Source organism: Pseudomonas frederiksbergensis (genome assembly GCF_035751725.1).
GTDB classification, from domain to species: Bacteria; Pseudomonadota; Gammaproteobacteria; order Pseudomonadales; family Pseudomonadaceae; genus Aquipseudomonas; species Aquipseudomonas frederiksbergensis_A.
The window spans coordinates 3368932-3394700 of record NZ_CP142104.1 but is presented as its reverse complement, the minus strand read 5'-3'; the positions used below and the strand labels follow the sequence as shown (position 1 = coordinate 3394700).

Below are 25769 nucleotides of genomic sequence, written 5' to 3'. Positions count from 1 at the left end.
TCTGGTTCTTCATGCCCGGTTCTATTGATGGATGAGGCGGTATGTCCCGCTGAAGATGCGGTGTGCGTCAACGCCGCAGCGGCTGCACAGTCAAGCTGTCGGCAGGTGCAGGTGGTTGATGCCCACGCACGAAGGAGAGCGGCATGAACGCTAAACCGATTCACACATCCTTGTGTCGCTTCGCCGGTTGCATGACAGGGCTGGCGATGCTTGCCGCCCAAGCGGCTGACGGCGGCATCGCCAGCGGCTCTACCGCAAGCCATAGCATTGCGTTCAGCAACTCCTACGCGGGCAGCGACTTTCGCAAGGTGATGGTGAGCAACTGGCAGGAGATCGCGGTCCAGGCGCAAAAGGATGGCTTGGTCCGGGAGGCTCCGGTGGTCAGCGCCAACAACTCGGCGTCGGAACAGGCGGCCCATATCCAGGACATGATCGTCAATGGTGTCAACGCCATCGTCATCCTCGCCGCCTCCGACACGGCCCTCGACGGGGTGATTCGCGATGCATGCAATGCGGGCATCGTTGTAGTGGTCATGGCCAGCCTGGTCACCGAACGTTGCGTCTATACCGTGGACTACAACTGGTCCGCCATGGGCCGCGTGGAGATTGACTATATCGCCGAGCGCCTCAAGGGGAACGGAACGCTGCTGGAGATTCGCGGCATTGCTGGCGATGCCACCGATAAAAACATCAGTGACGGCATTCGCAAGGCCGCCAGCGACTATCCCGGCCTGAAGTTCGTCAAGACTGTCTACGGGAATTGGACCGCTTCCGTCGCACGCAAGGAAGTGGCGTTGGCGCTGCCGTCGTTGCCCAACATCGATGCCGTGGCGACTCAAGGAGGTGACGGTTATGGCGCGGCCATGGCGTTCAAGGCGGCAGGTCGCCCTTTGCCGATCATTGTGATGGGGAACCGCCAGGACGAACTCGCCCTGTGGAAACAGGAACGCGATGCCAATGGCTACGAGACCGTCTCGGTTTCGGCTTCCCCAAGCGTTTCCCAGGTGGGCTTCTGGGTGGCCCAGCAGATTCTGGCGGGCAAGCAGGTGCCGAAGTTCGTCGAAGTGCCTCTGGTGCGTATCGATGCGAAGGACCTGGACGCTTGGCTCGCTACCATGCCCGTGGGCGGTGCCGCCAATCCCGTCTACAGCCAGGCCTCCGTTGCGGCGATGATCGACGCGGCGATCCACAATGCGGCGCCGCCGACGCCTTTACCGGAGATCACGAAGCAGTAGTGGCAGGCCGGGGAGGCGAGGCACCATGGTGACATTCAAGCTCGCCACCGACAGGCCTATTGCCGTCACGATCGGGTTGGCGGTCGCGGCCCTGGTATTGCTGATGCTGGCGGTATCGCTCGTGAACCTCTACGGCCTGCGAGGCATGGTGCGTGCGGTGGATTCCGCCAGCCATTCCGCGGAAATCCTGGCCTCGGTCAACGGGGCCACCGGCCGGGTGGAAAACTTCATCGCCACCCGCGACCAGGAGAGCTTGTCCCAGGCTGAAGGCATGGTGTCGACGGCGATCGCCGGCCTCACGGCCATTCCGGTGGCAGAGGCGCAATCGCTCAAGGGGAGCCTGGAAAGGCTCGCCGCGGCCATCACCGCCTTGCGGGCGGCGACCCTGACCATGGATGGCGAAACGGAGAACATGACAGCCCACTACGGCCGGATGCGTGAGGCAAGGACCCTCGTCGAGCAGGGCATTGCCGAGGGTTTGAAGGGCGTTGCTTCCCGCGCCGCCGAGCATGCGACGCGGGCGAGCAACGTCGAAAGTGCCCACCGCATCCTGGACGTCCTGCGCAACAGTGAACGGATCATCACCGCCAATGTGGCCACGCTGCTCGTGACCGGGGAGGGGCAGGCCACTACTGCGGCGCGCAACGCTTGCGTCGCACTTTTGCCGGTGGTCGAGCAATTGCGCGAGGTGATGCAAGCGCCGCAGGAGAGAGACGCCCAGGACCAGTTGGCGGCGGCGGTCGCTGCTTCCTGCAAGGCGGTAGGACACCTAGGCGAGGCGCCCAAGCTGCGGGGAGACGAGGCTTTGCGGCAGCTCGCCAACGTCGGCGAGGTGGCCGGGCGCCTTGAGGCAATGCTGGGTGAAAGGGAGGGGCACGTCGCCCATGACGCAAGCGACATTCAGGCCGCCACCGGGTTGCTGAACAATGCCGCCGCGTTGTCCAAGCGTTTCGCCGAGCGCGTGGCCACCCTGGAGGCGCAGACCTTGTCGTTTCGCCTGTCACCGTCGCCCGAGATCGCCAGCGCTGTCGGCGCCATCTTGGACGAGCTCTCCCGTCTCTCTCGGGTGCTCCCTTCGTCCGTCGAGCTGCAAGCCAAGGCGACGCCCCCGACTGTCGGCGATCAGATCGCCGGCTACCGGGCGGCGTTCGCCAGGTTCCATCAGGCGAGCAACGCCTTGAGCGACGCTCGGGATCAGGTTCGCAACGAGGCACGGAGCGCCGGCCTGTTGGTTGCGCGCTTTGCGGGTGAAGCGCGCTCCGACGCCGTGGCCCACAACGATCTCGGCATGCTCGCCACGATTATCGCAGGGACCGTCGCCATCTTGCTCGCCGGCGCCATCGCCTGGAGCACCTCGCGATTTGTCGCGCAGCCCATCGTGGCCCTCGCCTCGGTCATGCGCCGACTTGCTGCCGGTGACCTGAACGCCGAAATCGCCAGCGCCGGGCGCGGCGACGAGATTGGAATCATGACCCGCGCCGTACGGGTATTTCAAGAAACTGCACTGCGCATCCGGGTACTTGAGGCCGAAGCCGAAGCCGAACGACAGCAAGTCCAGGCCTCTTTGGAAAGGATGGTCGCCGAGCGAACCGACACGCTACACCAACAGACCGAGGTGTTGGAGGCCCAGGCCGTCGAACTTATCCAGGCGCGCAACCAGGCCGAGACGGCTAACCAGGCCAAGAGCGATTTCGTTGCCACGGTCAGTCACGAACTGCGCACCCCCCTGACGCTCATTCTCGCCCCTTTGGAGCAACTCTCGGCGGCAAGCACCCCGCCGCAGGACTGGCGTGCTCAAATAGACCGCGCCCAACGCAACGCGTTGCGCTTGATGAACCGGGTGAACGACATCCTCGATTTCTCCAAGGCTGAAGCCGGCAAGTTCGACGTGTGCCCTGCGCCAATCGACTTGAGCCACGCGGTTGGCGTGCTGGCCGAGGATGCCGCCATGGTGGCCGAAGGCAAAGGCTGCACCCTGACTTGCAGCGTCGATCCGGCGCTTGGCACGGTATTGCTGGACCCCCGGCACTTCGAGAAAATCCTGTTGAATCTGGTGAGCAATGCCATCAAGTTCACGCCCACTGGCGGCACCGTTCACTTGGCAGTGAGTGAGATTGAAGGCGAGCGATTTGAGCTCGCGGTGCAAGACTCCGGGATCGGCATTGCGCCTGACAAGCTGCCGTTGCTGTTCCAGCGTTTTTCCCAGATCGACAATTCCGCCACCCGCCATTACAGCGGCACGGGCATCGGTCTCGCCCTGGTCAAGGATCTGGTCGAATTGATGGGCGGCGAAGTCGGCGTCAACAGCGAGCCCGGAAAGGGTTCATGTTTCTTTGTCCGGCTGCCGCTGGGGGCTGAGCTGGACACGCTGCCGATCGAAGCCGACAACCTGCACGAGCGTTCGTCACCGAGCCCGACAAGCTCCCTTGAGCAGCGCCACCTGCGTTTCGACGACGGTCGCCAGGTCGGTCGCGACGACCCAGCTTCGACGCCCGGCGCCGACGACGAGCCGCCCCCGGAACATGCCCTGCGCTCCAAAGTGCTGGTGGTAGACGACAGCCCGGAAATGCTCAGCTATCTCAGTGAACTGCTGCGCTGCGATTACACCGTCGCCACCGCAACGGATGGCGAGCAGGCCTGGGCACTGTTGCAGCGCCAACCCATCGACGTCGTCGTCTCGGATGTGATGATGCCGGAGCTCGACGGCTTCGGCCTGACAGCCCGAATCAAGGCCAGTCCCGGCTTTGCGCATCTGCCCGTGATCCTGGTGACAGCCCGCGGCGGCAGCGAGGCCTGCGTTTCAGGGCTGGAGAGTGGCGCCGATGACTATCTCGCCAAACCTTTCTCGCCGCTGGAACTCAAGGCCCGCGTACGTGCGGCGCTACGCATGAGCCAGGTGCAAAGCGAACTGCATGCGAAGTCCCGCCAGGCAGGCATGGCCGAAATCGCCACGACGGTGCTGCACAATGTCGGCAACGTCCTCAACAGCGTGAACGTATCGGCAGAACTGGTCAGCAACCAAATGCGCAGCTCCAAAGCCCAAGGGCTGGGCAAGGTGGCTCAACTGATGAAAGAACACATCGATGACCTCGGCGATTTCCTCACCACAGACCCCAAGGGAAAGATGCTCCCTGACTATCTGGCCAGGCTGGCGGAGGTGGTGACGGTAGAGCAGCAAGGCATCATCGATGAACTCGGGCAACTCACCAAGGGCATCGACCACATCAAGACTATCGTGACTGCCCAGCAGTCCTATGCCGTTGCAGTCAGCATCGTCGAGACCGTGCCGGTCGCGGAATTGATCGACGATGCCTTGCGCATGAGTACCGGGTCATCGGCGAGCCAGCAGATGACGGTGGTCAAGGAAATTGCCGACTTGCCCCTGCTGTCGCTCGACCGGCACCGGGTGCTGCTGATCCTGGTGAACCTGATCCGCAATGCCAGGCAGGCGTTCGAAGGCGTGGTCGATCGTAATCCCTGCGTCACGTTTGGCGCGTCTCTCACTGACGGGCCAACCTTACGTATCACGGTGGCCGACAACGGCAAGGGAATCGCGCCCGAGCTTATGGGGCGCCTCTTTTCCCATGGCTTCACGACTCGCAAGGACGGCCACGGTTTCGGCCTTCATAGCTGCGCGCTCGCCGCGCAGGAAATGGGCGGCAGCTTGACCGTGCGCAGCGATGGGGTTGGGCAGGGGGCAAGCTTCATCCTGGATATTCCCGTTGATGCTTCGTTGGGGCAGTGATGGTGACCTTGGATAACGCCTAAGACCGCCCAGGAAGCGGCCCAAGGCAAGGGATGACCACGCACGTGTTTCAACCCACGGAGTCGACCACTCCGAGCAATTGAAAGACCTCCTCTTCCGGGGGCTCGGCGAAGATGATGTCCAGGTTACGATAACCGGAATGATCCCCTGCCAGGCTCAACTCGAATCGAGCCCCCGATGTGTCGGCTTCGTAGCTCTTCAAGTAAGTCAGGTTCTTGGCTTGATTGAAAATCACATCCAGTGTGCCGTCGTAGCCATTTCCCAGTCGGGTAAAGCCCAAGGCGGACACATCGATCGTGTCTTCGCCTGCGGTATAGTCGATCAGGCGATCAGTGTGGTTTTCGGTGGCGGTACGGTAGCTGTCGCTGAGCAAGTCGAAGCGGAACACATCGTTGTTGCCGCCGCCCATCAACAGGTCCCGACCTTCGCCGCCAACCAGTACATCATTCCCCAGCGCCCCATAAAGCCGATCATCGCCCGCGAGCCCTTCGAAGATTTCGCCTCGGGCGTTGCCTTGTAGATGGTCGGCTCCTTCGGTGCCTGTCAGCCTGGCTTGCTGGAAGAGGATGTTGGTTTCATTCAGTGTCTGGCCCAGGTTGCCGTCGAAGACCACTTCGAAGCGTTCCCCGTCCGCGTTGGCCTCGAAGCTTTTGAGGTAGGTCCGCGTTCCGCTTTCATTGACGCGTATCGCCAGCGTTCCGTCATGTCCATTGCCCAGCCCGAGAAAGCCCAGGGAGGAGAGGTCGAGCGTATCGGTGCCGGGGTCGAAGTCGGTGATTCGGTCGCTATGGGCCGTGGTTGCGGTTCGGTAGCTGTCTGCAACTGACTCATAGCGGAACGTATCGGCCCCGGCACCGCCCGTCAGCAGGTCACGCCCTTGCTGGCCATCGAGCAGATCGTTACCGGCCCCGCCGAAGATCGCATCGTCGAACGAGGCGGTACCTTGCAAAAAGTCATCAACGCCGCCACCGTCGATGTGGTGATAGCCGTCGTCGGGGTTGCCAAAGCTGTGGTCCAGGCTTCCGTCGGGGTTCAACTGCACCAAGGCGGCCAGGTAACCGTCCGCGCTCGTGCCCTGGCTTCCACCAATCAATAGCTTGCCGTCGGCCAGCACGATCATGTCGGCGACTGCGAAAGGCGCGCTTTCCGAGCCCCAACGTATCTGGCCCTGATCACCGAAACCGGTGTCGAGCGAACCGTCGGCGTTGAGTCGGATGACGGTCGCCACGCCGCCCGAGGCGCCGGCGAGCAGGATTTTGCCGTCATCCTGGATGACGAGGGCGTCTGCGTGAACTTCCAGGGCCAGGCTGCCGCCGTTTGCAAAGCGGCTATCGAGGGTGCCGTCCGGGTTGAGGCGGGTCAGGGTATGTTGCCCCGTGACCAGCACCTTGCCGTCTCCCTGCAACGAAACGTCGATCATGCCGCCGGGGTGAATGCCAACGGACGCTGGCAGGTGCAGGACTCCCGCGTCTGCGAAAGACGAGACCAAGGTTCCCGTCGCGTCGAAGCGAGCGATATGGATCTCCCCGGAGGGATACCCGGCGCTGGCGAAAAAGCTGCCGTCGCGTTGCACAGAGAACGACGCTTGCTGGCCAAGATTGTCATTCCAGTAGAAGGGTACTGTCGCGGTGCCGCCGCTCCCGAAACTCGTATCGAGGCTGCCGTCAGCCAAAGTACGACTTACGCCCGACACCCAGGCGTCGCCGACTTTCACGTACTGCGCCACCAGGTAGCCCCCTCCCGGCTGGACGGCGCCATTACCGCCGTCCTCGATATCGAGCGACACAGGGAGGAGGGACTTACCGTCTGCGCTGAAGTTGCGGTCCAGGCTGCCGTCGGCATTGAACCGGACCACGCTGGCGGTGAAACCGGAATCCTCTTCGCCGCCTAGTCCCAGGCGACTGTAAGCGCCCAGCCAGATATTCCCGTCCGGATCCACCGCGATGCCGGCGACGGTATCCGAACCCCATAAGGTCGTGGCGACCATGCCTGTGTTCCGCGCAGATGAAGCGGCGGGCGAGATGTTCTGACCCATGTCGATGCCTCCGATAGTTTTGCGTCGCCCAAAACAATAGACACAGCTGGGTCTGCTTGCCACCTTGCGCAACGAAGAGAACGTCTTGGAGGAGTTGCCGCACTGCCACGTATTTGCCTAAGACCTACCGCGTGAGTAGAATGCGATTAATTATCAATCATGTATTGCCGGGATTCCGATGAGCAGCGATGAAACACTAGGTACTGCAGATCTAGGGCTGCTTTATCGAACCCATCACTCGTGGTTACAAGGCTGGCTGATCCGGCGCATTGGATGTCGCGATAACGCAGCAGATTTGGCGCAGGACACCTTCGTACGTCTGCTTAAATCCCGTCAGTCCAGCCCCTTGCGTGAACCACGCGCCTATTTGAGCAGTATCGCCCGCGGACTGATGATTGATCAGTATCGTCGTCGCGAACTCGAACGTGCCTACTTGGAAAGCGTCGCGTTGCTGCCGCAACACGAGGTTCCCTCGGAAGAAAGCCGGCTGATGATCCTTGATGCGCTCGAACGCATAGACCGCATGCTCGATATGCTTAAACCAAGAGTTCGCCAGGCATTTTTGTTTGCCCGACTCGACGGTCTGACCTGCGCGCAGATAGCCGAAAAGCTGGGTGTTTCCCGCGCGACGGTGGAACGCGACCTGGCCACGGCCCTGCAGCACTGCTATCGCTTGCGTTATGTCGAGGCGTGAGCCGCAGGCGCTTAATCCGGCCATTGTCGAGCAGGCGATCCAATGGCTGGTGCGCCTTCGCTTCAATCAAGCCGATGAACAGGCACAGCGCACTTTTGAGCACTGGCTGCAGCAGTGCCCGGAGCATGTGTTGGCGTGGCAGCGTGTGGAAACGCTTGGGGATGAGTTCGCAGGCGTGCCAGCTCAACTGGCCCGACAAACCCTTGATGGCACCCATCATGGAATGCGGCGGCGCGAGAGCCTGAAGCTACTGGGCATATTGGCTACGGTTGGCACTGCTGCCTGGCTCGGCCGGGACTATACGCCCGTACCCGCCATGCTTGCGCAGCAGCGCAGCAGTACCGGCGAGCAACGACGCTTCCAGCTCGATGATGGCAGCCTCATCCAGCTCAATAGCGATAGCGCCGTCGACAGCGAGTTCGACGCCCAGCGGCGCCTGTTAATCCTTCGACGTGGTGAAATCATCGTGAATGTCGGCGCGGATCAACATTCGCCTCGAGCGAGACCGCTCTGGGTGCAATCACGTGACGGGATCATGCGCGCCCAGAGTTCCCGCTTTCTGGCACGCGAGCTGGACGATGGCACTCTGGTCGCGGCTCAGGAAGGGTCAGTCACGGTTTTCCCCGGCGCCAGTCAAACGCCTGCGAGCCGCAGCGTCCAGGCAGGAAATCAGTTGCTGTTCACATCAAGTGGCGCCCGAATGTTCAGGGACAACGGTCTGGATCTATGGAGCTGGGGTGACGGGGTGATCAGTGCGCGCAATATGCGCCTCAATGATTTCATCGTGGAGTTGTCGCGTTATCGCCCCGGGGTACTGCGCTGCGCCGAAGAGGTCGCGGATCGTCGCGTTTCCGGCACCTTCCAGCTCGCCGACAACGATCAGGTCCTGGCATTGATCGCGCAGTCACTGCATTTGCACATTGATTACCGGACCCGTTATTGGGTAACCGTGACCGCTGCCACCTGAACCCATCAAAACTGTCTGCCATCTGAAATATAATGAGGTGGCTTCTCATTCTCGTTCGACCTCTAAGGAAGGCCGGAATACAGGCCAGTCTGCCGATGTCCTTTCTTGGAGCGAGAAAATGAGTTCGTCCCCGGTTTCACAGCGCCATCCATTAAATCGTGCCTTGCAGGGTGCGATTTTGGGTTTGATCGTTAGCAGCTACGCATTGCCATCGCTGGCACAAACGCCGAGCGCTGACCACAGCAATCAAGCCAAACCGTGGAACATCGCTGCCGGCCCACTGGCGCCGGCGCTTGACCGCTTCGCGCGCGAGGCTGGCATCAGTCTTTCTTTCGACGCGTCGAGTGTAGCGAACCGCACCACTGCTGGCGTGAATGGCACGCTCGATACGTCGGCAGCGCTGTCATCGTTGCTGCAGGGGAGCGAGTTGCAAATTGAACAGCAAGGCCCGAATGCCTATCTGCTGGTCCCTCGACCAAAGCCGGCCGGCCCGCTGGAGCTCGACGCAACGGACGGCGAGGAGTACCGCCTTGCACCCCTCATCATCAATGCCAAGGTCAGGGTCAGTGCCGACGACGACGCCAACTCGGTGGTCGCCAAGGAGCTCTGGGTTGGCGGCAAGGTGGCAACCAGCATTCTCAATACACCCGCATCGGTGTCGGTTGTCACCAACAAGGAAATGGAGCAACGCAGCGTCAGCACCACGGAAGAAGCGCTGCAATACACGCCGGGCGTGGTGAGTGACTTCTATGGTACGGATGACCGCAACGACTATTTCCAGATCCGGGGTTTCCAGGCCACCACCTACCGTGACGGCTTGACCCTGAGTTCGATGCGCGGGGTACGCGAAGATCCGTTCGCTTATGAACGCATAGAGATCCTGCGTGGCGCCAACTCCACGCTGTTTGGCCCAGCGGACCCGGGCGGTTCGGTGAACTTCGTGACCAAACAGCCGCGCTTCGAGCAGTTTGGCCAAGGCTATGTGACCTACGGTTCGTTTGACCATGTCGAGACAGGCATCGATGTGGGGGATGCGCTGAACGACGAGAAAACCCTGGCTGGCCGCTTTACTGCCAAAGGCCAAAACAGCGACCGCGAGTACGATCACTCACAGGACGACAACCGGTTGGTAATGGGAGGCCTCACCTGGGCACCCACGGATTACACGTCAGCCACCATGATTCTGGACTATCTGAAAACTGACAGTTCGCCCAACAGTGGCGGCTATCCGCTGGACAAGGAATACGACCGCAGCAAATTTTATGGGGAGCCCAGCTACAACTTTCACGATGTCGAGCGCACCAGCCTCAGCGGTAACGTCACCCATGATTTCGACAACGGCTTCGTACTGCGCAGCAATCTGCGTTACAGCAAATTGACCGATGATTTTGGCTACGTTTACCTCAGCGACAGCGCCGCACGTGTCGGTACTACCGTAGACCGGTATCTGTTTGGAACGGACACTGAGGCCGACCAGTTCAACGGCAATCTGATGCTGCAATACGATGCTCGCTTCGAGAACATCGACAGCAGCAGCCTGGTGGGCGTGGAGTACCTCGATTCGACCACCAAGGAAAGCTCGGTCTACGCCCTGACGACCCCGATTGACATTGCAAACCCCGTGTTTACGGGCGTTTCACGCTCAATCACCCCGTATGCCGTCAACAAGCGAGACGCGACCACTAAGGCTGTGTTCCTTCAGCAGAACCTATCGTTCTACGAGCGTTTCATCGTCACCGCGGGTATGCGCAACGACTCGATGGACCTTACCAGCAAAGGCTTGTCGACCACTGAGAAAGACACTTTCTCGGAAACCTCCTATCGAGGTGCGTTGACCTATATCGTCAACGATGAGGTGTCCACCTATGTGAGTATGGTGGAATCCGTCTCGCCGCCTCAGGTTGGGGTAACACCGCAGACGGGCAGGCAGTACGAAGTGGGCGTGAAGTATGCGCCGATGGGGATGGACGCACTGTTCTCCGCAGCCGTTTACGACTTGACCCAGGAAAACGTCACCATCGCCGTGGTGCTGCCGAGCGGCATCATCGAGCAACAGACGGTGGGCGAATCGCGGGCGCGTGGCCTCGACCTGGAGGCCAAGGCGCAGGTGACGCAAAACCTCAGCCTGATTGGTGGCTACTCCTATATGGAGTCCGAGGTACTACGCGGTTCGTTGTACGACGGCAGCTCCCTGAAGGGTAATGAGTTCTCCACGGCACCCAAGCATTCCGCTTCGCTCTGGAGTTATTACGACGTGCCTGGCACTGATGTCAGCGTTGGCTTGGGGGCGCGCTACGTCGGCTCTTATTACTTCGATGCAGCCAACTCCGGCAAAAGCGATGGCACCACGCTGTTCGACGCCGCCTTCAACTACGAGATCGCCAAGGGCACCGACCTTGCGGTGAACGTCAGCAACTTGCTGGATGAGCAGCACGTGGTTGGTTCCGGCACGGCGAACTTCTACAACCCGGGTCGCGAGATTACCGCCAAAGTGAGCTACAGCTGGTAAGCAGGCGTGTAAGCCTTTTTCCCATCCAGGAAGCGGTGCCCGCTATATGGCGGGCACCGTTGTGAAAGGCAAGCGCGCACGGTTAGCAGAAGATAAAACGACGAGTAATCCAGTAGTGCGCTTGGTTCTACCTGAAATACCTCGCGCAACACTCACAACCGATGATGCTCCAGCAGAAAGTCCACGAACACCCGCACCCGCGCCGGCATTGCCGGTCCCCCGACAAATACCGCATGGATCGGCTCCCGGTCGCCGGGATTCCAGGCGCCGAGCAGCGGTACCAGATCGCCGCGTTGCAGATCCTCGGCGACGGTGAACTCGCCGATACGGGCGATGCCAGCACCTAGCCGTGCGAGTTGCGCCAGCGCTTCGCCGCTGCTGCATTCGATGTTGCCACTGACCTTCAGAAAAAACTCCCTGTCGTCGCGGATGAACGGCCAGTTGGGTTCGGCTCGACGAAAGTTGAAGCGCAGGCAGTTGTGCCGCAGCAGGTCTTCTGGTTGCTGGGGTGTGCCATGGCGCTCCAGATAGGCGGGCGAGGCCACCACTACCTGGCCGGTGTCGCCGATCTTGCGGGCAGTCAGCGGGCTATCGGGCAGATGGCCAAAGCGCACCGCCACGTCGGCCTGGCCGCCGAGAATGTCGACCACTTCGTCGCCAAGGGTGAGGTCGACAACGATGTTCGGGTAGCGGGCGCTGAAGGCTGCCACCAGGGGAACGATGGTTTGTCGGCCATGGCCGAGGGCGGCACTGACTCGCAAGCGGCCTTTGGGCACGCCTTGGTCTGCGACGGCTTCTTCGACTTCGGCCATGTCGGCCAGGATCCGCCGGGCGCCGCGCAGATACGCCTCACCCTCGGCGGTGAAGGTGATTGCTCGCGTGGTGCGCAACAGCAGGCGAGTGCCAAGGCGTTGTTCGGTACGGGCGATGATCCGACTGACCGCCGAAGGTGTCAGGCCCAACGAGCGCGCGGCGGCCGACAAGTTGCCTTCCTGCGCCACCGTGGCGAACACAGCCATTTCACCTGACCTGCCGTTGAAGTCCATTTGTGCTTCCCGCGCAAAGGTGTTTGGAAAAAATGCGGTCTACCGCCTTTGAGGGTTGAATCGTAGCATCTGCGGCATAGATGAGGAGCCTTCCATGCGTATCAATCCACCCCTTGTTGCACTCGCCATGGGTGCCTTTGGCATCGGCGTGACCGAGTTCGCCCCCATGGGCATGTTGCCCGGCATCGCTGCGGATCTCGGCGTTTCCATTCCCGCCGCTGGCCTGTTGGTCAGTGCCTACGCCTTGGGCGTACTGCTCGGCGCGCCGCTGATGACACTGACCACCGGCAGGATTCCCCGGCGTTATTTGCTGATCGGACTCATGGCGATTTTCACCCTGGGCAACCTGATGTCAGCGCTGGCGACCGATTACTACAGCCTCCTGGTCGCCAGGGTCGTGACCTCGCTGAACCACGGTGCGTTCTTTGGCGTTGGCTCCATCGTCGCCGCCAGCGTGGTCGCTCCGGAAAAACGTGCCGGGGCGGTCGCGGCCATGTTCATGGGCCTGACCCTGGCGACTATCGGCGGCGTGCCGCTGGCGGCCTGGTTTGGCGAGCTGTTCGGTTGGCGCAGCGCGTTCTGGGGCATTACCGGCCTGGGCGTGGTGGCCATGGCCGCGCTGTGGTTCGCCTTGCCCAACGTGCCGGCACCGAAAAGCATCGGTGTGCTGGCCGAAATCCAAGTGTTGGGCCGCGGCCCGGTGCTGGGCGCGCTGGCACTCACCGTCGTTGGCTCAGGTGCGATGTTCACGGTGTTCACCTATATCGCCCCGATCCTGAGCAGCGAGACCCATGCCTCCACCACGTTCATCACCGCCATGCTGGTGCTGTTCGGCGTGGGGTTGACGCTGGGCAATATGTGGGGCGGCAAGGCGGCGGATCGTTCGATAGACCGCACCTTGATCGTTTCGCTGAGCGTGCTGATTCTCGTCCTGCTGGCCTTCACCGTACTGATGCGCTGGCCGCTGCCGGCGGCGGTTGCCATCCTGATCTGGGGTATCGCCAGTTTTGCCCTGGTACCACCACTGCAAATGCGCGTGATGGAAGCCGCCAAGGATGCGCCTAACCTGGCTTCGGCGGTAAATATCGGCGCCTTCAACTTAGGCAACGCGATTGGCGCGGCGCTGGGCGGCGCGGTGATCAACGCGGGGTTGGGTTACCCGGCGATTTCCCTGGCCGGAGCGGCAATGGCGGGTCTGGGGCTGCTGATGGTGCTGGCTTTTGCCTGGCGGTCCAGGGTGGTTGCGGCTGCTGCGGTGTAACGCTAGAAGACTTGATCAAGATGAGTGCCAAGAGCTCGATTTGCCGGTCGCGTTGATTTCCGTTGTGTTACCCAGGCATGGATCAAGGCAACGCCGCTTCGACCAGTTCGATCCAATGCCGGACCGGGGTTCGGCCGGCGCCGTCAAGGTGGGCCTGGCAGCCGATATTGGCGGTGGCGATGACTTCGGGGTGTCCGCTTTCCAAGGCATTGAGCTTGTTGTCACGCAATTGCCTGGACAGGTCGGGTTGGGTCAGCGAATAGGTGCCCGCCGAGCCGCAGCACAGGTGGCTGTCGGGCACTGGCGTGAGGTTGAATCCAAGCTTTTGCAGGAGCGCTTCAACCGCACCTCCGAGCCTTTGCGCGTGTTGCAACGTGCAGGGGCAGTGAAAGGCCAGGCGCTGGTCGCTGTGTACGCCGAGCTTGTCCAGCGGTTCGTCGCGCAGCACTTCCACCAGGTCCTTGGCCAGGGCACTGACCCTGGCAGCCTTGTCGGCATACGCCGGATCGGTGCTGAGCAGGTGCCCGTAATCCTTGATAAAGGCGCCGCAGCCGCTGGCGGTTTGCACGATGGCCTCGGCACCGCTTTCGATGGCGGGCCACCATGCGTCGATGTTGCGTCGGGCGCGATCGAGGCCGGCGGCCTGGGCGTCCAGGTGATAGTCCAGCGCACCGCAGCAACCGTCCTTGCGAATCGCAGCGACGCTGATTCCCAGCCGATCCAGCACCCGCGCGGCGGCCGCATTGGTATTGGGCGACAGGCTCGGCTGTACGCAGCCTTCGAGCATGAGCACTTGCCGGTCATGGTGGGTGGTCGGTCGTGACTTCGCAGGATGCGTGTTGCGCGGCAACTTGGCTTGCAGCGTGTTGGGCAGCAACGCACGCAATACCTGGCTACTGCTCACCAGCCCTTTGAACAACGCCGGATTGGGCAGCACGCCACGCAACCCCTCGCGCAACAGGCGTTGGCCGTATGGGCGCGGGACTGCCGCATCGACCACCGCACGACCGATGTCCAGCAAATTGTGATAGTCGACACCTGAAGGACAGGTGGTTTCGCAGTTGCGGCACGACAGGCAACGATCCAGGTGCTCCTGGGTCTTGCGGGTCGCTTCGTTGCCTTCGAGCACCTGCTTGATCAGGTAGATGCGCCCCCTCGGGCCATCCAGTTCGTCACCCAGCAACTGATAGGTCGGGCAGGTGGCATTGCAGAAACCGCAGTGCACGCAACTGCGCAGGATGCGTTCGGCTTCTTCGGCGCGAGGCAACTGGCGGGCGTTTTCGCTCAAGGTGGTCTGCATGGTTCAGAGCTCCGCGTACAAGCGACCGGGGTTGAAGATGCCCCGTGGATCGAGTTGGCGCTTCAAGTTCCGGTGATAGCGCATCAGCGCGCCGGCCAGCGGTTGGAAGGGGCTGTCGGTCTGGCCAGGGGTGTAGCAGATCGCGTGCCCACCGACTTGTTCGACGAGCGAGCGAATGAAGGTCGCTTCGGCGCCAGACTTGAGCCAACGCTGGGCGCCACCCCAATCGATCAACTGGACGCCCGGCAGCGGCAGTCGGGGCGTAGCAGGTGGCAAGGCGAGGCGCCAGAGGGGCCGCTCCTCCTCGAAGAAATGCAAGCGGTGTTCATTCAAGTCCTGCCAGTACGAAGCGTTGAGCAACTCGCCGCCCAAACGGTCGCGGGCCGCCGCCACCGAGCCTTCTCCGCCCTCAAGCCTCAGGTGCAGGCGCTGGCCATCGTGGCATGCGGCGCTGATCGGCAGGGGTTGCTGGCCCCATTCGGCGAGGCGCGACAAAGCCCGGGCGGCGTCCATTTCCAGGCTGATGCTCAAGGTCTGTTGCGGTTTTGGCAGGACCTTGAGGGACACTTCGGTCACCACGCCCAGCGAACCGTAGCTGCCCGCCATCAAGCGTGACAGATCATAGCCGGCAACGTTTTTCATGACTTCGCCACCGAAGCGCAGGTGCTTGCCCTGGCCGGTGATGACCCGCGTGCCAAGGATGAAGTCGCGCACCGACCCCGACCAGGGGCGTCGCGGCCCGGAGAGTCCGCAGCCGATCATGCCGCCCACGGTGGCGCTGTCACCGAAGGCGGGCGGTTCGCAAGGCAACATCTGGTGCGACGCGTCGAGTATTTCGGACAACTCTGCCAATGGCATACCACAGCGAGCGGTGATCACCAATTCAGTCGGGTCGTAGCTGACAACGCCCCGGTGGGCGCGGGTGTCGAGGACTTCGCCTGCCACGCTGCGTCCGAGGAAAGCCTTGCTGTTGGACCCCTGGATACGCAACGGGGTGGCGTCTTCCAGCGCCTGGTTGACGTGCTCCAGCAGCGCGGCGCTGTTGTCGAAATCCTGTTCGCTGCCCATCAGAAACGCTCCAGTTCGGGGAAGGGCATCTGCCCCAGGTGGACATGCATGGCGCCAAACTCGGCGCAGCGATGCAGCGTCGGAATGTTCTTGCCAGGGTTGAGCAACCCGCTCGGATCGAACGCTGCCTTGATGGCATGGAACACGGTCAGTTCATCGCTGTTGAACTGTGCGCACATCTGGTTGATCTTCTCGCGGCCCACGCCGTGTTCCCCGGTGATGCTGCCGCCGACCTTCACGCACAATTCAAGGATCTTGCCGCCCAGCGCTTCGGCGCGATCGAGCTCGCCCGGTTGATTGGCATCGAACAGGATCAGCGGGTGCATGTTGCCGTCGCCGGCATGGAAAACATTAGCGACCCGCAAGCCGTATTCAGCCGATAACGCCGCGATAGCCCGTAGCACACCCGGTAGTTCCCGGCGCGGGATGGTCCCGTCCATGCAGTAATAATCGGGCGAGAGGCGGCCCACCGCCGGGAACGCATTTTTGCGCCCGGCCCAGAAGCGCACGCGCTCGGCCTCGTCGCGAGCCTGGCGCACTTCGGTGGCACCGGCCTGTTCCAATACCTTGCGTACCCGGTCGCAGTCAGCGTGGACGTCGGCTTCCACACCGTCGAGCTCGCACAGCAGGATAGCTTCGGCGTCCACCGGGTAGCCGGCGTGGATGAAGTCTTCGGCGGCGCGAATGGCCAGGTTGTCCATCATCTCCAGGCCGCCCGGAATGATGCCGGCTGCAATAATGTCGCCCACGGCGTGGCCGGCCTTTTCAACGGAATCGAAAGCCGCCAGCAGCACTTTGGCCGTTTGCGGTTTGGGCAACAGCTTGACCGTGACCTCGGTAATCACCCCGAGCATGCCTTCGGAACCGGTGAACAATGCCAGCAGATCGAACCCGGGCGAGTCGAGGGCCTGGGAACCCAGGGTCAGGTGCTCGCCGTCTACGGTGAGAATGTCGACCTTGAGCAGGTTGTGCACGGTCAGCCCGTATTTGAGGCAATGCACGCCACCGGCGTTTTCTGCGACGTTGCCGCCGATTGAACAGGCGATCTGCGAGGAGGGGTCCGGCGCGTAGTACAAGCCGAACGGTGCGGCCGCCTGGGAAATCGCCAGGTTACGCACCCCCGGTTGAACCCGTGCGGTACGGGCGGCTGGGTCGATGTGCAAAATGTTGTTGAAGCGCGCCATCACCAGCAACACGCCTTTTTCCAACGGCAAGGCACCGCCGGACAAACCGGTGCCCGCGCCCCGGGCCACGACAGGCACCTTGCGCGCATGGCAGAGCCGAAGTACGCCCTGGACCTCCTCGATACGTCGGGGCAAGACCACCAGCATGGGCGTGGTGCGGTAAGCGGAGAGTCCGTCACACTCGTACGGCTTGAGCTCTTCGGACTGATGCAGGATTTCCAGGTCGGGCAGCTGGGTTTGCAGGGCCAGTAGCAGCGCGTTTTTGTCGACGTCAGGCAGGGCGCCGTCGACGCGTTCGTCGTAGAGAATGTTCATCGTTCGCAGGCGACACTCGCTTGTTTTTATCAGAGGTCTGTTCCGATACGGCTGACTTGCATCATTGGCCCGGGGCGTTCTACTGTCTATGGGGTGCCACGCTGGTCGAACCAGTTCTTTAAGGTCGCCCTCTACAATGATTGAATAAAATCACGTCATAACAGCGGTTTACGCAAGCCTCTGAACGAACTTGAGCATTGTTTCGAAGCTGGTCATACCAGTAGGAGGGTTGATGGATAGCGAAGAGACGCGCCGTAATCTCCAAGTCGCCGACGTGGTCTGCGAGCGCATCGAGCGCCTGATCGTCGATGGCGTACTCAAGACTGGGCAACTATTGCCTTCGGAGCGGCGGTTGACGGAAAAACTCGGCGTCTCCCGCACTGCGCTTCGCGAGGGACTGAAGCTGCTGCGCGCTCGCGGGATTATCAAGACCGAGCAGGGCAAAGGGTCGTTCGTGGCCGACCTGTCCGGGCATGGCTTGGTGTCGCCGCTGATGCACCTGTTCAGTTCGCAGCCACGTACGCTCTATGACTTATTTGAAGTGCGCAGCCTGCTGGAAGGCGAGTCCGCGCGCCTGGCGGCCTTGCGCGGGACCGAGGCTGATTTCGTACTGATCACCCGCAGCTACGAGGCCATGCTCGATGCCCATGGCCGTCCCTTGGAGGCCAGCGTCCACGCCCGGCTCGACCATGCGTTTCACCTGGCAATCTGCGAGGCGTCGCACAATCCGGTACTGGTGCAAACCTTGCGCTCGCTGACGGATTTGTTGCTCAGTTCGGTATTCGCCTCGGTCAACAACCTCTATCACCGCGAGCCGCAAAAGCGCCAGATCGACCGCCAACACGCCCGGCTCTACAACGCCGTGACCGGCCGCCTGCCGGAGCAGGCACGCAAGGCGGCCATCGCCCACATCCAGAGCATCTGCGAAAACCTCAAGGAAATCGAAAACGAAGAGCAACGCCTGGTGCGTGCCACGTTGCGGCTTGAGGGGTGGGCGTAGCGGCAGCGGCTGGATCAGTTAACCGATATCACTCTCCACCCCCTGACCGAGCAAGCGCTTCCAGAACCTCAATCGCCCGCTGTGCATCTTCCCGCCCCACGAAAATATGGTCATGGTAGTAAGCCGCGATGACGTTGCAGCTGATACCGGCGTTTCCCAAGGCCGTTGCGAAGGCAGCGGTCAAGCCGACGGCGTCCAGGGCGGAATGCACGGTCAAGGTAATCCAGGCGGCGACGTATTCGAAGTCCAGGCCCAGGGCCTTGGCCCTGTTGCGCTCGATGATCACCGTCAGCCCTTCTTTTTCGCGGAAGCTGCCCAGGATCTCCTCGTCTTTGACGAGGTCTGGGTCAGTGACGCAGCAGAAGACGTAATCCCCGTCATTGAGCGTCGGGCTCATTCCGCTGAGTAGTTTCGCGATCGATTTCTCGCCTGACATGTCGGTTCACCGTTCGATGGAATAAGTGAGCCATTTTGCAGGAGTTTGCTGGCGGGTGTCGTTGAAGCTGATACCGCCTGTAACTACCTGCCTCCAGGGATCGAAGGGAGCAGGAATCCTAGCACCTCATCGATCAAATGCTCTGGCGCTTCTTCGGCAATGTAATGCCCCGACGGCAACGCTTTCCCTCGCACGTCGATCGCGACTTTTTGCCATTCTCCAAGCGGATCGAAGCAGCGGCCCACGACGCCGTCCGCCCCCCACAACGCGAGCAACGGGATTGAAAGTTTTCTGCCGGCTTGCCGGTCGCTTCGGTCGTGCTCCAGGTCGATGCTGGCGCTTGCCCGGTAATCTTCACACAGACCATGAGCTGCGCCAGGGAGTGCCAGGCAGCGCAAGTACTCGGCAAAGGCGGCGTCGGTGAACGGCGCCATGCCAGCGCTGCGAGTGCCCATGACGCTGCGCAGGTAAAGCTCCGGATCAGCCTCGATCAGCGTTTCGGGAAACGGAGCGGGGCGGATCAAGAAGAACCAGTGCCAGTAGGCGCGGGCGAACGCTTCGTTGGTCTGCTCATACATCGCCAGGGTCGGAGCGATATCCAACGTGATCAAATGCTTCACTGCGTCCGGGTGGTCCATCGCCATGCGACAGGCCACGCGCGCGCCCCTGTCATGTGCCAACACGTCAAATTTCACGAATCCCAGCGCGTGCATTAGCTCGATCCCGTCCAGCGCCATTTGCCGCTTGGAGTAGGCGAGGTGCTCGGTGTCGCCTGCCGGTTTGTCGCTGTCACCGTAGCCACGAAGGTCCGCCGCGACCACGGTGAAATGCTTCGCCAGGGGTTCGGCGATCTTGTGCCACATGACGTGGGTCTGGGGATGCCCGTGGAGCAGGAGCAGGCCTTGGCCGCTTCCGCCTTTGCGGTAGTTGACGGTGATGCCATTGACTTGGCACCGGCCCGATTCAAATGAGGCGAACATCGCGTGGCTCTCCTGCTGATGGTTGCGCCTATTGTAGAGCGCACGGGGTCGAGTACTAAGGCACTGCGTGTGACAGCTTTCTTCACGAATCGTGTGCAACTTGGCGCACCTCTGGCACAACTGTCGCGGGGAATGCGACAACTGTCGCACGGCTTCGCGACCCGCTACACGAGCCGAAAGCCCCATGGAACGGGGCTTGCGAAGCGTTTTCAAACGCTGGCATGGGGGTTGCTCCTCTCTTGGTGCGCAGCGCAATGGCTTCGCTACTAATAAGAACCAGGAGTCCCCCCATGACACAGATTGGCCTCGCCGTGCCTACTGCTTCTCGGAACGCGGCCCTTCGCATTCCCCTCAAGGCGCTATTTGTCGTGCTGGCGCTTACCTTCCATACGGTCCCGGCCTGGGCGCAGGACATGCCAGCGAATGTCGACGGCAGGCGCATCATCGCCGCCGACCAGGAACCCGGTAACTGGATGAGCACCGGTCGCACCTACGACGAACAGCGCTACAGCCCGTTGAACAAGATCAGTGACCAGAACGTCGGCCAGCTGGGGCTCGCGTGGAGCTATAAGCTGGACCTGGATCGCGGTGTCGAGGCCACGCCTATCGTGGTCGACGGCGTAATGTATACGACCGGCCCATTCTCGGTGGTCTATGCCCTGGACGCGCGCGACGGTAAGTTGATCTGGAAGTACGACCCCAAGTCTGACCGCAATCGTGCCGGCGAGGCCTGTTGCGACGCGGTCAACCGAGGCGTCGCGGTGTGGAAGGGCAAGGTTTACGTGGGCGTGCTCGATGGTCGCCTGGAGGCCATCGACGCCAAGACCGGCCAGCGCGCCTGGTCGGTGGACACCCGGGCCGATCACTCGCGCAGCTACACCATCACCGGAGCCCCGCGAGTGGTCAACGGCAAAGTCGTGATCGGCAACGGTGGCGCCGAGTTCGGCGTACGCGGTTATGTCACCGCCTACGACGCCGAGACCGGTAAGCAGGCCTGGCGCTTCTTCACGGTGCCGGGCGATCCCAAATTGCCGCCCGAAGACAAGGCCATGGCTATTGCCGCCAAGACCTGGCACGGCGACGCCTATGTGGCCCAGGGCGGTGGTGGCACGGCATGGGATTCCTTTGCGTTCGACCCGGACTTGAACCTGCTGTACATCGGTGTGGGCAATGGTTCGTTGTGGGACCCGAAATGGCGGAGCCAGGCCAAGGGCGACAATCTGTTCCTGTCATCGATCGTCGCGGTCAATGCCGATACGGGCGAGTACGCCTGGCACTACCAGACTACGCCGGGGGACGCCTGGGACTACACCGCCACCCAGCACATGATCCTGGCGGAGCTGCCGATCGATGGAAAGCCGCGCAAGGTGCTGATGCAAGCGCCGAAGAACGGTTTCTTCTACGTGATCGACCGCGCCACGGGCGAGCTGCTGTCGGCCAAGGGCATCGTGCCGCAGAGCTGGACCAAGGGCATGGACATGAAGACGGGCCGGCCGATCGTCGATGACGAGAACGCCGCGTACTGGAAGGATGGCAAGCGCAAACTGGTCACGCCTGCGTTCTGGGGCGCCCATGATTGGCAGCCGATGTCCTACAACCCGAACACCGGTCTTGTGTATATCCCGGCGCACATCATGTCCGCCTATTACGAGCACATCCCCGAGGCGCCGAAGCGCAACCCGTTCAAGAGCATGTACCAACTTGGCCTGCGCACCGGGATGATGCCGGAGGACGCCGATGGGCTGTTGGAAATGGCCAAGGGCTGGTCGGGCAAGCTGATCGCCTGGGACCCGGTCAAGCAGCAACCGGCGTGGGAAGTGCCCTACGTGACGATCTTCAACGGCGGCACCTTGAGCACCGCCGGCAATCTGGTGTTCGAGGGCAGCGCCGACGGCCGGGTGATCGCCTACGCCGCCGACAGTGGCAAGAAACTCTGGGAGCAGCCGGCGGCCAGCGGTGTGATGGCGGCGCCGATTACCTACAGCGTGGACGGTGAGCAGTACGTGACGTTCATGGCCGGGTGGGGCGGCGCCTTCTCGACTTTTGCCGGTGCCTTGTCCTTGCGCGCCGGGGTCCGGCCGTTTTCCCAAGTGTTGACCTACAAGCTGGGCGGCACTGCGAAGCTCAACGAGCCAGCGCCGCTCGCCGACACGCCGGAACCGCCGCCCCTGACCGGCGACCTGGCCGCAGTGGACGCCGGCGGCAAGCTCTACGACGGCTACTGCTCCCAATGCCACGGCATTCATGCGGTCAGCGGCGGTGTGCTGCCGGACCTGCGCAAGCTGACGGCGGAAAAACATCAGATGTTCCTCGGCATTCTCTACGGCGGCCGCGTGCCGGACGGCATGCCGTCCTTTGCCGACGCCTTCACGCCGGAACAGGTGGAGCAAATCCACCAATACCTGATCAAGCGTGCCCACGACCTGCAGCAGGAAGGCGGCGTCTGGAAAACCTTCACCGCCAAATGAATGCCCCTGCATCGTTCTGAAACTGACCGCGAGAGCAAGCACATGACCGAGATCACCGATTACCAGAACTTCATTGCCAACGCCTTCATTCCCAGCGATCCAAGCATCGATGTGCGCAACCCGGCCAACGGCCGGTTGCTGGCACGGGTGCCCGAAGCCAGCGGCGAGCAGGTCGACGCGGCCATTGCCGCGGCGCGCAAGGCGCAAAAAAGTTGGGCCGCCCGCCCGGCCATCGAGCGTGCCGGCTACCTGCGAAAAATCGCTACCAAAGTGCGCGACAACGCCGAACGACTCGCCCATATCGTCACCGCCGAGCAGGGCAAAGTGTTGGGGTTGGCGCGGGTGGAAGTCAATTTCACCGCCGATTATCTGGACTACATGGCCGAGTGGGCACGACGCCTTGAGGGAGAGGTGCTGACCAGCGACCGCGCCGGCGAAAGCATTTTCCTGCTGCGCAAGCCACTGGGTGTGGTGGCCGGCATTTTGCCGTGGAACTTCCCGTTCTTCCTGATCGCTCGCAAGATGGCGCCGGCTCTGGTGACCGGTAACACCATCGTGATCAAGCCCAGCGAAGAAACGCCCATCAACTGCTTCGAATTTGCGCGCCTGGTGGCCGAGACCGACTTGCCGGCCGGGGTGTTCAATGTCGTCAGCGGCACAGGAGCGACGGTAGGGCATGACCTGACCCGTCATGCAGGCATCGACCTGATCAGCTTCACCGGCAGCGTCGGCACCGGCTCGCGGATCATGGCCGCGGCGGCGCCGAACATTACCAAGCTCAACCTGGAACTCGGTGGCAAGGCGCCGGCCATCGTGCTGGCGGATGCGGACCTGGACCTCGCGGTCAAGGCCATCACCGCTTCGAGGGTGATCAACACCGGGCAAGTCTGTAACTGCGCCGAGCGGGTGTATGTCGAGCGCAAAGTCGCCGACCCGTTCATCGAGCAAATGGCCGCCGCGATGGCCGCAACCCGTTACGGCGACCCGTTGGCCGAGGACAATCTGGACATGGGGCCGTTGATCAACCAGGCGGCGCTGGACAAGGTGGCGCGGATGGTCACGGTCGCAAAGGGGGAGGGGGCCGAAGTGGTCACGGGCGGCGCGGTGGCCGACAAAGGCCAGGGCTTCCATTACCAGCCGACGGTGCTGGCCGGATGCGGTGGCGAGATGGCGATCATGCGCCAGGAGATCTTCGGCCCGGTGCTGCCGATCCAGATTGTCGAAGACCTGGACGAAGCCATTGCCCTGGCCAATGACAGCGATTACGGCCTGACGTCATCGATCTACACCAGCAGCCTGAGTGCTGCCATGCGCGCGAGCAACGAGCTGGATTTCGGCGAAACCTACATCAATCGAGAGAACTTCGAAGCGATGCAGGGCTTCCATGCGGGGGCGCGCAAATCCGGTATTGGCGGCGCGGACGGCAAGCACGGCTTGTATGAATACACTCATACCCATGTGGTTTACATCCAAGTCTGATCTGGCGAGAAAAATGCCGGCACCGCAAGGTCGCCGGCATTTTCATGGGCGTATCAGAACAGGTCATTGGGCGCGACGACGCCGTGCTTTTTCATCTTGCGGTACAGCGTGGAGCGGGAGATGCCCAGGTCGGCAGCGGCGGCACTGACGTTCCAGCGATGCTGGCGCAAGGTCGTCAGCAGGCGGCGGGACTCCTCATCGCCCAACTGTTCGCCCAGATTGCCGGCCAATGGTTTGGTATTGGCGGGCAATGACAGCCGCTGTGGCGCCAACACTTCGCTGGGCAAGCAGTCCAGGTCGATGACGCCGTCTTCAGCCAGGGCCACCGCATAACGAAGGCTGTTGAGTAGCTGGCGGATGTTGCCAGGCCAGTGGTAATCGAGCAGGCACCGGCGGGCATCCGTTTCCAGTCGTAGCGAGCGGGTTTCGTCCTGTGCCGCGAGCAGCCGCTCGATCAGCGCGGCGCGGTCACTGCGTTCGCGCAAGGCGGGCAGTGCCAGGTTCATGCCGGCGAGGCGATAGAACAGATCTTCGCGAAAGCGCTTCTCGCCTATCATGGTCGGTAAGTCCTGGTGAGTCGCCGAGATCACCTGGACGTCCAGCGCCACCGGCACTTCAGCCCCCAGCGGCGCGATTTCCCGCTCCGCCAGCACCCTCAGCAAGCGGGTTTGCAAATGGGCGGGCATGTCGCCGATCTCATCGAGGAACAGTGTGCCGCCATTGGCCAGTTCCAACTTGCCCTTCATGCCTTTTCGGTTCGCGCCGGTAAAGCTGCCGGCGCGATAACCGAATAGCTCGCTCTCGATCAGAGTCTCCGGGATGGCTGCGCAGTTGAGTGCGACAAAAGGCCCTGTGCGACGATGGCTGGCCTGATGGATCGCGCGGGCAAAGGCTTCCTTGCCGGTTCCCGTTTCGCCGGTGATCAGGATCGGGATCCCTTTGTCGATCACCTTGCGCACCCGGCGGACGCTCTGTTGCAGTTGAGGGTCGAGGCCGGCGAGTTGTTGCAGGTCCGGGTGAGCGTCAGGGGCAGGACGGGCGATGGGGCGCGAGCGGTGTTGTCGAGAGGGGATTCGCAGTCCGACCTCCAGCAACGCCTCATCCCGAAGACCACGTAGACGAACCCCCAGGGCGCCGCCGTTGCTGAGTTTGAGCAAATCGTCCATTGTGGTGGGTAGCACGCGATCGATGGCTGTGCCCAGCAATGCCGGCCCCTCAGCCAGGTCCAGGGCTACAAAGGCTGCACGATTGGCGCCGATGATGTGGCCGCTCTCATCAAGGGCCAGCAATTGTTCGTTGGCCAGGTCGGCGATTTCATCGAGGGGCTTGAGGGACAAGGTCAAGCGGTCGCGGTAGCTCTGGCGGAAATGTGCATTTTCGATCAGGCGCGCGTACATGATCACCAGTTGCAGCGTCAGGTACTGGCTTTCCCGGGGACCTTTGCTGTTCATGCAAGTTGCGTTCAGGCAGCCGCGCAGCAGGCCTTGGGCATCGAATATGGGCGCTACCGAACAGCTCAGGCTGAAATTGGACGCCAGGAAATGCTCCTCCCGATGAATGATCAACGGCTGCGCGGCGGCCAGGGTTGTGCCAATGCCATTGGTGCCCACCACCGATTCCTCCCACTGCGCACCCACCACCAGCCCTGATTGTGTATAGATGTCGGGCTGGTCGGGCAGCCGGGAGTCCAGGGTGATGCCACGTTCGTCGCTCAGCAGTACGGCGAAGCCGGCGGGCACCACGCGCCGGGCCAGACCGCTGACCCCCTGGCTGGCAATGGAAAGATATTGCTGGTGCTGTTCCTGATGCCGACGGATGTCCTCGGCACTGAGTATGTTCTTGCGGCTTGCCGCGCCAGGGTCGAGCCGATGCTCCACGACGCTGCGGTACCAGGACTGTGCAATTACGCCATCGGGCTTGAGGCCGCGTCCGGAAAAATGATCGTTGACGAAGGCCGCCAGTTCGCTGGGGATCGGCTGCGCGCTATGCAGGGTCATGAAAGGCTCCCATCGGGCGTGACGCCCGC

General features: G+C 62.1%; 17 protein-coding genes and 2 pseudogenes. 11 read left to right on the top strand and 8 right to left on the bottom strand.

Annotated elements, in window-relative coordinates; all coding sequences use genetic code 11:
• Positions 1–143: 143 nt before the first annotated feature.
• The 4 genes and pseudogenes from VQ575_RS14945 to VQ575_RS27245 all read left to right on the top strand — a co-directional run bounded on the left by VQ575_RS14945 (position 144) and on the right by VQ575_RS27245 (position 4980).
• Positions 144–1235 (top strand): ABC transporter substrate-binding protein, encoded by a 1092-nt coding sequence (locus VQ575_RS14945; protein WP_325917837.1) that lies wholly within the window; start codon positions 144–146, stop codon positions 1233–1235.
• Positions 1192–3573, top strand: a pseudogene (locus tag VQ575_RS27255) (sensor histidine kinase); the annotation flags it as partial. The gene VQ575_RS14945 and the pseudogene VQ575_RS27255, both read left to right, overlap by 44 nt.
• 201 nt (positions 3574–3774) lie before the next feature.
• Positions 3775–4122: pseudogene (locus tag VQ575_RS27250) on the top strand (response regulator transcription factor); the annotation flags it as partial.
• Positions 4123–4980, top strand: coding sequence for a sensor histidine kinase (locus VQ575_RS27245; protein ID WP_411829978.1), 858 nt, complete (start codon positions 4123–4125; stop codon positions 4978–4980).
• A gap of 70 nt (positions 4981–5050) precedes the next feature.
• On the opposite strand, the gene VQ575_RS14935 is transcribed toward VQ575_RS27245, so the two are convergent.
• Positions 5051–6988: a M10 family metallopeptidase C-terminal domain-containing protein gene (locus VQ575_RS14935; protein WP_325917834.1), complete on the bottom strand. Its 1938-nt coding sequence runs from the start codon at positions 6986–6988 to the stop codon at positions 5051–5053.
• Positions 6989–7214: 226 nt separating this feature from the next.
• Between VQ575_RS14935 and VQ575_RS14930 the strand changes: the two genes are divergently transcribed.
• The 3 genes from VQ575_RS14930 (at position 7215) to VQ575_RS14920 (ending at position 11206) form a co-directional block, all read left to right on the top strand.
• A complete protein-coding gene (locus VQ575_RS14930; protein ID WP_039589748.1) occupies positions 7215–7730 on the top strand; it encodes a sigma-70 family RNA polymerase sigma factor in 516 nt (171 codons plus the stop codon).
• Entirely contained in the window at positions 7717–8697 is a 981-nt protein-coding gene (locus VQ575_RS14925) for a FecR domain-containing protein (RefSeq protein WP_325917832.1), read from the top strand. The genes VQ575_RS14930 and VQ575_RS14925 overlap by 14 nt, the downstream gene beginning before the upstream one ends.
• Before the next feature lie 118 nt (positions 8698–8815).
• The gene (locus tag VQ575_RS14920; protein ID WP_325917830.1) at positions 8816–11206 is read left to right on the top strand and encodes a TonB-dependent siderophore receptor; all 2391 of its coding nucleotides are present in this window, start codon (positions 8816–8818) and stop codon (positions 11204–11206) included.
• A 152-nt stretch (positions 11207–11358) separates the two neighbouring features.
• On the opposite strand, the gene VQ575_RS14915 is transcribed toward VQ575_RS14920, so the two are convergent.
• A complete protein-coding gene (locus VQ575_RS14915; protein WP_039589752.1) occupies positions 11359–12252 on the bottom strand; it encodes a LysR family transcriptional regulator in 894 nt (297 codons plus the stop codon).
• Positions 12253–12346: 94 nt separating this feature from the next.
• On the opposite strand from VQ575_RS14915, the gene VQ575_RS14910 reads away from it, so the two are divergent.
• Positions 12347–13513, top strand: a complete 1167-nt coding sequence (locus tag VQ575_RS14910) for an MFS transporter (RefSeq protein WP_039589754.1) — start codon at positions 12347–12349, stop codon at positions 13511–13513.
• Between the two features lie 82 nt (positions 13514–13595).
• Here the strand turns inward: VQ575_RS14910 and glcF are convergent, their stop codons facing one another.
• From glcF to glcD, 3 genes are read right to left on the bottom strand one after another with little or no spacing between them, the layout of a single operon-like run.
• On the bottom strand, positions 13596–14813 hold the full coding sequence (gene glcF, locus VQ575_RS14905) for a glycolate oxidase subunit GlcF (RefSeq protein WP_325917829.1): 1218 nt from the start codon (positions 14811–14813) through the stop codon (positions 13596–13598).
• 3 nt (positions 14814–14816) lie between these two features.
• Entirely contained in the window at positions 14817–15881 is a 1065-nt protein-coding gene (gene glcE, locus VQ575_RS14900; RefSeq protein WP_325917827.1) for a glycolate oxidase subunit GlcE, read from the bottom strand.
• Positions 15881–17380, bottom strand: coding sequence for a glycolate oxidase subunit GlcD (glcD, locus tag VQ575_RS14895; protein ID WP_325917825.1), 1500 nt, complete (start codon positions 17378–17380; stop codon positions 15881–15883). The genes glcE and glcD overlap by 1 nt, the downstream gene beginning before the upstream one ends.
• Positions 17381–17612: 232 nt before the next feature.
• On the opposite strand from glcD, the gene glcC reads away from it, so the two are divergent.
• The gene (gene glcC, locus VQ575_RS14890) at positions 17613–18380 is read left to right on the top strand and encodes a transcriptional regulator GlcC (RefSeq protein WP_039589760.1); all 768 of its coding nucleotides are present in this window, start codon (positions 17613–17615) and stop codon (positions 18378–18380) included.
• A gap of 28 nt (positions 18381–18408) precedes the next feature.
• Here the strand turns inward: glcC and VQ575_RS14885 are convergent, their stop codons facing one another.
• Positions 18409–18816 (bottom strand): ACT domain-containing protein, encoded by a 408-nt coding sequence (locus VQ575_RS14885; protein ID WP_045156283.1) that lies wholly within the window; start codon positions 18814–18816, stop codon positions 18409–18411.
• Between the two features lie 83 nt (positions 18817–18899).
• The gene (locus tag VQ575_RS14880; protein WP_325917823.1) at positions 18900–19796 is read right to left on the bottom strand and encodes an alpha/beta fold hydrolase; all 897 of its coding nucleotides are present in this window, start codon (positions 19794–19796) and stop codon (positions 18900–18902) included.
• Positions 19797–20086: 290 nt separating this feature from the next.
• Between VQ575_RS14880 and VQ575_RS14875 the strand changes: the two genes are divergently transcribed.
• Positions 20087–22264, top strand: coding sequence for a PQQ-dependent dehydrogenase, methanol/ethanol family (locus VQ575_RS14875; RefSeq protein ID WP_039589766.1), 2178 nt, complete (start codon positions 20087–20089; stop codon positions 22262–22264).
• 42 nt (positions 22265–22306) lie between these two features.
• Positions 22307–23743: an aldehyde dehydrogenase gene (gene aldA / locus VQ575_RS14870; protein ID WP_039590059.1), complete on the top strand. Its 1437-nt coding sequence runs from the start codon at positions 22307–22309 to the stop codon at positions 23741–23743.
• Between the two features lie 53 nt (positions 23744–23796).
• On the opposite strand, the gene VQ575_RS14865 is transcribed toward aldA, so the two are convergent.
• Positions 23797–25740, bottom strand: coding sequence for a sigma-54-dependent Fis family transcriptional regulator (locus VQ575_RS14865; RefSeq protein ID WP_039589768.1), 1944 nt, complete (start codon positions 25738–25740; stop codon positions 23797–23799).
• Between the last annotated feature and the right edge of the window lie 29 nt (positions 25741–25769).

Coding starts and splice junctions, on each gene's coding strand:
- VQ575_RS14925 (WP_325917832.1), top strand. CDS start 7,717: ATGTCGAGGCGTGAGCCGCAGGCGCTTAATCCGGCCATTGTCGAGCAG.
- VQ575_RS27245 (WP_411829978.1), top strand. CDS start 4,123: ATGAGCCAGGTGCAAAGCGAACTGCATGCGAAGTCCCGCCAGGCAGGC.
- VQ575_RS14880 (WP_325917823.1), bottom strand. CDS start 19,796: ATGTTCGCCTCATTTGAATCGGGCCGGTGCCAAGTCAATGGCATCACC.
- VQ575_RS14930 (WP_039589748.1), top strand. CDS start 7,215: ATGAGCAGCGATGAAACACTAGGTACTGCAGATCTAGGGCTGCTTTAT.
- glcE (WP_325917827.1), bottom strand. CDS start 15,881: ATGGGCAGCGAACAGGATTTCGACAACAGCGCCGCGCTGCTGGAGCAC.
- VQ575_RS14915 (WP_039589752.1), bottom strand. CDS start 12,252: ATGGACTTCAACGGCAGGTCAGGTGAAATGGCTGTGTTCGCCACGGTG.
- VQ575_RS14865 (WP_039589768.1), bottom strand. CDS start 25,740: ATGACCCTGCATAGCGCGCAGCCGATCCCCAGCGAACTGGCGGCCTTC.
- glcF (WP_325917829.1), bottom strand. CDS start 14,813: ATGCAGACCACCTTGAGCGAAAACGCCCGCCAGTTGCCTCGCGCCGAA.
- aldA (WP_039590059.1), top strand. CDS start 22,307: ATGACCGAGATCACCGATTACCAGAACTTCATTGCCAACGCCTTCATT.
- glcD (WP_325917825.1), bottom strand. CDS start 17,380: ATGAACATTCTCTACGACGAACGCGTCGACGGCGCCCTGCCTGACGTC.
- VQ575_RS14910 (WP_039589754.1), top strand. CDS start 12,347: ATGCGTATCAATCCACCCCTTGTTGCACTCGCCATGGGTGCCTTTGGC.
- VQ575_RS14920 (WP_325917830.1), top strand. CDS start 8,816: ATGAGTTCGTCCCCGGTTTCACAGCGCCATCCATTAAATCGTGCCTTG.
- VQ575_RS14875 (WP_039589766.1), top strand. CDS start 20,087: ATGACACAGATTGGCCTCGCCGTGCCTACTGCTTCTCGGAACGCGGCC.
- VQ575_RS14945 (WP_325917837.1), top strand. CDS start 144: ATGAACGCTAAACCGATTCACACATCCTTGTGTCGCTTCGCCGGTTGC.
- glcC (WP_039589760.1), top strand. CDS start 17,613: ATGGATAGCGAAGAGACGCGCCGTAATCTCCAAGTCGCCGACGTGGTC.
- VQ575_RS14935 (WP_325917834.1), bottom strand. CDS start 6,988: ATGGTCGCCACGACCTTATGGGGTTCGGATACCGTCGCCGGCATCGCG.
- VQ575_RS14885 (WP_045156283.1), bottom strand. CDS start 18,816: ATGTCAGGCGAGAAATCGATCGCGAAACTACTCAGCGGAATGAGCCCG.